Here is a 7370-nt window from a genome sequence, read left to right as displayed (position 1 = left end):
GCCATTTTGCGCGGGCGGGAAGGTTTTGTTCTGCGCGCCGATCCGCCGCGCGAAAAGCTCGCGGGCAAGCCGGCGCGGCGTGGGCGCGATGTCGAGGACGGCGATCCGGAGGAGGCGCGGATTTTCGAGGTTTTGCGGAAATTGCGTCGCGAACTGGCGCAGGAACAGGGTCTGGCGGCCTATATGGTGTTCGCCGACCGGACGCTGCTCGACATGGCGGCGCGGCGGCCCGCCACATTGGACGAGATGCGCGCCATTCATGGCGTCGGCGAACGCAAGGTCGCGCTTTATGGCGAGGCTTTTCTGGAGGCGCTTGCGCAGGCTACGGCGTGAGGCGTCGCTGACGATTCCTTTAAGCCCTGGATGGACCCCTCATCCGGCGCTCGCGCGCCACCTTCTCCCGCGAGGGGAGAAGGAGTCATGCGCGTCGCGGCTTAGTGGACGCTGACGGTCGCCAGATGGTTTTCCCAGGCGTTGGCGACGGCGGCGTCCTTGCTGTCGGCGAGCACGATCGGCGCGCCATTGGCGCCGAGCAGCGCGAACAGCTGTTGGCCGGGCTGCAAGCCCTGGATCTGCGGGAACAAAGCCTGCGCCTCTTCCGACCGGATCGGCCGGACATAAGCGATGGCGCCCTCGCCCAGATGGGCGAATTGATCGGCGGTCAGCGGGCCCTGGCCGGGATTTTCCAGTGTAATCGTCATTGTCTTCACCCTTTCCGCGCTCTCTTCGTGAGACACGCCCAGCGTGCGGACCAAACATTCAGCTCCGCACTGTGATCTCAATATTCTTAACGATCCGCTCCGGTTCGGGACGGACGAGATCCACCGACAACAGCCCGTCGGCGAGATCGGCGCCGAGCACCTGCATCCCCTCCGCGAGGAGGAAGCTGCGCTGGAACTGGCGCGCCGCTATGCCGCGATGCAGGAACTGCCGTTCCCGGTCGTCCTGCTGGCGGCCTCGAATGACCAATTGCCCCTCTTCAAGCGTGATGGCCAATTGATCGCGGCTGAAACCGGCGACCGCCAAAGTGATCCGCAGGCGCTCGGGCAGATTGTCCTCGCGCGACAGCCGCTCGATATTATAGGGGGGATAACCGTCCGAAGCGGTGCGGGTCACGCGCTCCAGCGCTTTCTCAATTTCATCAAAGCCCAGCAAAAAGGGCGAATTCATCAAAGTCGGACGTGACATGTCGAAGCCCTCGCAGGCGCCTCTTAAAGTCGAGGGCCCGAAGCGCCCCCACGGCTCTTGGCCGCAGGATTGATATGGCGTCGTGATTTTGCTTTTCAAGAGTGACGGCGAGGTCGCCGAGTAGGCGCTGGATGCCGCGTCGTTGCGCCTCGCAGCCACGCATTTTTATTCGTTCACAGTTCTCTCGACGAAAATTCCGATTAGCCGCCGGATGGAGCGCAACATGCCAGAATTTGCAAAGCCGACTGTCCACATCTGCTTCAATGCTTCCGCCGCCCAGAGCATCAAACAGGCGCTCGCCACTATTGGTTGCGCTGAGCGAGTCATCGGTTTTCTCGACGATCTGAGTTTCGGGCCGGTCTTTCCGGCGGGCTCCGCCCCTCGCGAGGAGTGGGTCCAGGAATGGCTTGGCTACGAATGGGGCGAAGTCGCTCATGCGGCGAATCAATTCTGGACCGAGGCCGCGTCGCCCGGCATTTTGCCTGTCGCGTGGGTTTCCCGGCATGATGCATCGGAATATTCGGCATTTCTTGAATTCATTCGGCGTCGGGCAGACTCTCCGTTTCGCGTGATCGACGCGACCGACATCGAATTCGCGTGGCGCGGTCGGCAAGGAACCTCCGTCCCTCGTTCGTTGGGGATTTTGACGCCGGCGAAGATCGTCGAAGCGCGACTGCTGGAACGGCAACGGATGTTGAACCCGAACGAAATCGCATTTTATGTCGAGGAATGGCGCCGGCTGACGAGAGAGAACGCCCCATTGCGGGTCGTTGACGGACCGCGCCTCGTCTCGGCGCCGATCACTTTTTTCGACGACGCAATCGTTTCCTGTGCGAGCGATGACTGGAAAAAAGCCGCTCTCATTATTGGCGAGACGATGTGCGAACTCATCGACAACCGCGTCAGCGACCTGTTGCTCTGGGCGCGCGTCTGCGCCCTCGGCGAGGAGGGCGTGTTAGAACTTCGCGGCGACCTGTCGCACATGCACGGCACATTCGCCCGGCGAGGTCGAAACGCCTTCGCTCCGGCATGACGCCGTTATCATGGGTCGTCTTTTACGGATGGCGCCGGTGGCGCGCGTCCTTGGCGATCTTCACAACATGCTGGGCAGCACGCGGTCCGGCGGGCGGTGGCCGTCCATAAAAGTCTTCACATTGATGATGACCTTCTCGCCCATGTCGATGCGGCCCTCGATGGTGGCCGAGCCCATATGCGGCAGCAGCGTCACCTTGCCGGCTTCCGCCAGTTTCAGCAGTTTCGACGACACCGCCGGCTCATGCTCGAACACATCGAGGCCGGCGCCGGCGAGTTCGCCCGCCTCCAGCATGCGGATCAGGGCGTTCTGGTCGATGATATCGCCGCGCGCGGTGTTCACGATGATCGCGCTGGAATGCAGGCTCTTCAGCCGGCGCGCCGACAGCAGATGGAAGGTCGCGGGGGTCTGCGGGCAATTGACCGAGACGATATCCACCCGCGCCAGCATCTGGTCGAGCGATTCGTGGAAGGTCGCGCCCAGCTCTTGCTCAATCGCGGGCGCCACCGGGCGGCGGTTGTGATAGGCGATGGAAAGGCCGAAGGCCTTGGCGCGGCGGGCGACGGCCTGGCCGATGCGGCCCATGCCGACGATGCCCAGCCGCTTGCCGGTAATGCGATGGCCGAGCATCCAGGTCGGCGACCAGCCCGACCACGCGCCGCCAACCAGGGCGCCGGCGCCCTCGACGATGCGACGCGAGACCGCGACGATCAGGCCCATGGTCATGTCGGCGGTGTCTTCGGTCAGCACGCCGGGGGTGTTGGTGACGGTGACGCCGCGCCGCAGCGCCGAGGTGACGTCGATATTGTCGACGCCATTGCCGAAATTGGCGATCAGCTTCAGGCGCTCGCCAGCCTGGGCGATGAGATGGGCGTCGATCCGGTCGGTAATGGTCGGAACCAGCACGTCGGCCGCGCGCATGGCTTCCGCCAGCTCGGCCTGCGACATCGGCGTATCGGTTTCGTTGAAACGGGCGTCGAACAATTCGCGCATGCGCGCTTCGACTTGTTCGGGAAGTTTGCGGGTGACGATGACGAGCGGCTTGGCTTTGCCCATGGAATTCCCGTTTCTCCCTCGGCGGGCCGCATCAACGCGCGTGCGGCGCCTTCCTAAACCAGTCATTAACAATGATTGGGCCACAAAGGTTTGACCGCAATCAAACCCGCGTCCCGCACCTCTGCTTCTGCTTCCTAGCAGATGCTTTGGCAAAAACAAGGACGGCGATCCGTTCCGCCCAGACCCGAGCTTTGGCCTGCGTGGGGCGCGGACAAAGGCGCGGGCCAAAGCTCGGGTCTGGGCGCGACGTGAAGGAATAAGGCGATATGGCGCATTGCCTCAAAGCGATTTTTTCCGGTTCCCGCCCCGCCGCGCCGCGTTTTCGCGCGCGCCGGCCGCTGGTTCTGGGCGCCCTGCTGCTGCTTGGCGCGCAAGACGCCTTGGCGCAGCAGGCGGTGGGGCCGACCACCGGCCTGCCGGTTCCGCGCTATGTCAGCCTAAAGTCGGATCACGTCAATTTGCGCGAGGGCCCCTCCAAGGACCACGCGACCAAATGGATCTACCAGCGCGCCGGCCTGCCGGTCGAAATCACCGCCGAATATGAGACCTGGCGCCGCATCCGCGATTCGGAAGGGGCCGAGGGCTGGGTGCTGCATTCGCTGCTGTCCGGCAAGCGCACCGCTTTGGTCGCGCCGTGGAAGAAGGACGCGCCGCCGTTTCCGCTAAGAGCCGAGCCCCAGGACGACGCCAAAGTGGTGGCCAAGCTCGCGCCGGGCGTCATCGCCTCGGTCAAGAAATGCGACGGAAGCTGGTGCCGCCTCAAGGGCGACGGCTATGACGGCTATCTGGCCCAGACCAGCCTGTGGGGCGTCTATCCCGGCGAAAAGGTCGAATAGGCCGCCGCTTCGCCCGCGCCGCGCTGGGCGCCGTCCCGTTAACGCCCTGTTTCCCTAGGAAATCATATCTAACAAAAAGCCTTTGCGGGCGCGCTGGCCTTTAGATTCTGTTTTCCATGGCCGGGCCAAAGTGCCGCTACGAAAGGTCGGATCGAGCGCCGACCGCGCGGCTGGAACAGCATGATGCCCGGAATTCTGCGGCTTTTTCTCTCTCTGCTGGTGGTGTTCTCGCATCTGAGCGGGGCCCATAGCGCAGATCATTTCGGCTTTTACGCGGTGCGCTCCTTCTTCATTCTTTCGGGGATCGTGCTCACGAAATCGCTGCATGAGACCTATGCGTTCGATTTCCACCGCTTCTACGCCAACCGGCTGCTGCGCATCGTGCCGCTCTATGCGCTGGTCTGCATGATCACCATTATGGTCATTCGCCTGCTGCCCCTTCAGGCCGGCTATTTCATGCCGCGATGGGCCTTCGAGCAGCGGGCCGACGCCGTGCTGCAGAATTTCATCCTGCTGCCGCTGGCCAATGGCGAGCTGCAACTGCGCTATATCGAGCCGGCCTGGTCGCTCGCCGTCGAACTGGTCATGTATTTCTTCCTCTGGCTCGGCATGGCGCGCAACATCAAGATCGCCGCGGCCTGTTTCGCTGTCGGCGCCGCCTATCATGTCGCTCTTCTCGTCCAGGGCGCGGATTTCAGCGAGCGCTATTTCCCGATCGCCGCCGCCATTTTCAGCTATTCGGCCGGCGTGATGATCCATTTCCACTACGATCGCCTGGCGAAAAACACGCGCCTCGGCGCGACCTGCGCCGTGCTGTGGTTCTGCAACACCGTGTTCGGCTATCTCGTCTGGGGCGAACATGTGCTCGACTTCGGCTTTTACGCCAATATGCTGCTGTTCGGCCTCGCCGCGCCCTTCATGCTCGAATTCAGGCTGTCGGAAAAGCTGCGCGAGCGCGACGCCTTGCTCGGCCATCTGAGCTATCCGGTCTTTCTGGTGCAATGGCTCGGCGGTTTCGCGGCCTTTCTGCTGCTGGAAAATTTCGAAGGCCGCGGCGTTCTGCTGTTTTATGTCGCGCTGCCCCTCATCCTCATCATGGCGATGCTGCTGCACAAGGCGAACGAGCTGATGATCGAGCCCTTGCGCAAGGGCCTGCGCGCGGGGCCGCAATTCGATTCGACGGGCCCGAACCGAGCCCTGGCCGAGCCCGCCGAATAGAATTCAGTAATCCACGCCGATCAGATAGAGCCCTGCGGCCGGCGCGACCTGGCCACAGCGGGCGCGGTCGCAGGCGTCGAGCGCCGCCTTGAGATCGGCCGCCGTCCATTTTCCCGAGCCGACATGTTCCAGCGAGCCGACCATCGAGCGCACTTGCCGGTGCAAAAAGGCGCGGGCGCTGGCGAAGACGTGAATTTCGTCGCCATTGCGAACCACATCGAGCCGGTCGAGCGTGCGCACGGGATTGTCTGCCTGGCAATCGGCGTCGCGAAAGGTCGAGAAATCATGGCGGCCGATCAGCCCTTGCGCCGCCTGATGCATGGCGGCGCTGTCGAGGCGGCGCTTGACCAGCCAGGCGCGGCCGGAATCGAAGGTCAGCGGTGCGCGGCGATTGACGATGCGATAGAGATAATGCCGCGCCTTGGCCGAAAATCGCGCGTCGAAATCGTCCGGCGCGGCCTCAGCCAGCAGAATCGCGACCTTTTCCGGCCGCATCTGGGCGTTCAGCGCCTCGCGCAGCTTGTCGCCGCGCCATTCGCGCGACAGATCGACGTGGCCGACCTGCGCCGAAGCGTGGACGCCGGCGTCGGTGCGCCCCGCCCCGCGCAAGCCGCCGGGACTCGGGTCGAGCCGCGCCAGCGCGCTTTCGATCACTTCCTGGACCGATAAGCCGTTGGCCTGCCGCTGCCAGCCGACATAATCGGTCCCATCATATTCTATGACGAGCTTATAGCGCGGCATTTTCCGCCTGCGCCAGAATCGCGCCGGGCGTGAGCCGCGCGCCGCGCAAAAATTCCGCGCCCGAGACCGGGCCGCGCCCGGCGCGCTGGACCTCGATCAGGCGCAAGGCCCCCGCGCCACAGGCCACGCGCGGCGTCTCGTCGAGGATTTCGCCCGGCGTGCCGGCGCCCTCGGCCAGAGCCGAATGCAGCACTTTCACGCGTTCCGGCCCCTTGCCGAAATCCGTCTCGAAAAAGGCGCCCGGGAAGGGCGACAGGCCGCAGATGAGATTGTGCAATTCACCGGCGGGGCGGGCGAAATCGACGCGGGCCTCGGCCTTGTCGATCTTTTTGGCGTAAAGCACGCCCTCCTCCGCCTGCGGCTGGAACTGCAGCCCGCCGCGCTCCAGAGCGGCCAAGGCGCGGCCGATCAGATCGGCGCCGAGCAGGGAAAGCCGATCATGGGCCTCACCGCCCGTCATATCCGGCGTGATGGCGAGTTTTTCCGCCATGGCGATGGGGCCGGTGTCGAGCCCCTCTTCCATTTTCATCACCTCGACGCCGGTCTCCTTGTCGCCCGCCATGATGGCGCGCTGGATCGGCGCGGCGCCGCGCCAGCGCGGCAGCAGCGAGGCGTGGAGATTGAGGCAGCCATAGGCGGGCGAATCGAGAACCGGCTTGGGCAGGATGAGGCCATAAGCCACTACCACCGCGACATCGGCCTCAAACGACTGAAACTGCTCGATGGTTTCGGGATCGCGGAAGTTTTTCGGCGTCAACACGGTCAGGCCGTAACGCTCCGCGGCGGCATGGACCGGCGAGGGCGTCAGCTCCAGCCCGCGCCGCCCGGCCGGTTTTGGCGCGCGGGTATAAACCGCCGCAATCTCATGGCCGCGCCCAAAAATTTCGGCCAGCGGCGCCAGCGCGAAATCCGGCGTGCCCATGAAAATGACGCGCATGGATCAGCCCCAGTTCTTTCCGCTCAGCCGAGAGTCTTTTCGCGAATTTCCGGCCCGCGCTGGACGGGGGCGTCGCCATTGCGCGCGGCTTTGGTGAATTTCTTGATCGCCCGCTCGCGCTTCAGGCGCGAGATATGGTCGATGAACAATTTGCCGTCGAGATGGTCGATCTCGTGCTGCAGGCAGGTCGCCAGCAGGCCCTCGGCCTCGATTTCCCGGCGCTCATTATTACGGTCGAGGAAGCGCACGCGAACCTTGGCCGGGCGGCTGACCTCCTCGTAATATTCGGGGATCGAGAGGCAGCCCTCCTCATAGACCGAGCTTTCCTCCGACCGTTCGAGGATTTCCGGATCGGCGACGA

10 protein-coding genes are annotated in these 7370 nt (G+C 64.0%); 4 read left to right on the top strand and 6 right to left on the bottom strand.

Annotation, left to right across the window (positions count from 1 at the left end; translation table 11 throughout):
- On the top strand, positions 1-333 hold a 333-nt coding region (locus ACE3S9_RS11675; protein ID WP_374546636.1), incomplete at its 5' end, for an HRDC domain-containing protein.
- 101 nt (positions 334-434) lie between these two features.
- Here the strand turns inward: ACE3S9_RS11675 and ACE3S9_RS11670 are convergent.
- A complete protein-coding gene (locus tag ACE3S9_RS11670) occupies positions 435-701 on the bottom strand; it encodes a DUF1150 family protein (RefSeq protein WP_374546635.1) in 267 nt (88 codons plus the stop codon).
- Between the two features lie 58 nt (positions 702-759).
- A complete protein-coding gene (locus tag ACE3S9_RS11665; protein ID WP_374546634.1) occupies positions 760-1188 on the bottom strand; it encodes an Hsp20 family protein in 429 nt (142 codons plus the stop codon).
- Positions 1189-1330: 142 nt separating this feature from the next.
- Here ACE3S9_RS11665 and ACE3S9_RS11660 point away from each other — a divergent pair, with 142 nt between their 5' ends.
- On the top strand, positions 1331-2221 hold the full coding sequence (locus ACE3S9_RS11660; RefSeq protein ID WP_374546633.1) for a DUF3658 domain-containing protein: 891 nt from the start codon (positions 1331-1333) through the stop codon (positions 2219-2221).
- Positions 2222-2281: 60 nt separating this feature from the next.
- Here the strand turns inward: ACE3S9_RS11660 and ACE3S9_RS11655 are convergent, their stop codons facing one another.
- A complete protein-coding gene (locus ACE3S9_RS11655; RefSeq protein WP_374546632.1) occupies positions 2282-3277 on the bottom strand; it encodes a 2-hydroxyacid dehydrogenase in 996 nt (331 codons plus the stop codon).
- A gap of 266 nt (positions 3278-3543) precedes the next feature.
- On the opposite strand from ACE3S9_RS11655, the gene ACE3S9_RS11650 reads away from it, so the two are divergent.
- Both ACE3S9_RS11650 and ACE3S9_RS11645 read left to right on the top strand, forming a co-directional pair.
- The gene (locus tag ACE3S9_RS11650; protein ID WP_374546631.1) at positions 3544-4113 is read left to right on the top strand and encodes an SH3 domain-containing protein; all 570 of its coding nucleotides are present in this window, start codon (positions 3544-3546) and stop codon (positions 4111-4113) included.
- A gap of 183 nt (positions 4114-4296) precedes the next feature.
- On the top strand, positions 4297-5331 hold the full coding sequence (locus ACE3S9_RS11645; protein ID WP_374546630.1) for an acyltransferase family protein: 1035 nt from the start codon (positions 4297-4299) through the stop codon (positions 5329-5331).
- Positions 5332-5334: 3 nt separating this feature from the next.
- Here the strand turns inward: ACE3S9_RS11645 and truA are convergent, their stop codons facing one another.
- From truA to def, 3 genes are all read right to left on the bottom strand, one after another.
- Positions 5335-6072 carry a tRNA pseudouridine(38-40) synthase TruA gene (gene truA, locus ACE3S9_RS11640; protein WP_374546629.1) on the bottom strand — a complete coding sequence of 246 codons (738 nt, stop codon included), beginning with the start codon at positions 6070-6072 and terminating at the stop codon, positions 5335-5337.
- On the bottom strand, positions 6059-7009 hold the full coding sequence (gene fmt, locus ACE3S9_RS11635; RefSeq protein WP_374546628.1) for a methionyl-tRNA formyltransferase: 951 nt from the start codon (positions 7007-7009) through the stop codon (positions 6059-6061). Before fmt ends, truA begins: the two co-directional genes overlap by 14 nt.
- 23 nt (positions 7010-7032) lie before the next feature.
- A partial coding sequence (gene def / locus ACE3S9_RS11630; protein WP_374546627.1) for a peptide deformylase occupies positions 7033-7370 on the bottom strand: 338 nt, incomplete at its 5' end.

Origin of the sequence: Rhodoblastus sp., assembly GCF_041915505.1 — a bacterium.
GTDB lineage: Bacteria > Pseudomonadota > Alphaproteobacteria > Rhizobiales > Beijerinckiaceae > Rhodoblastus.
This window is presented reverse-complemented; position numbering and strand designations above follow the sequence as displayed.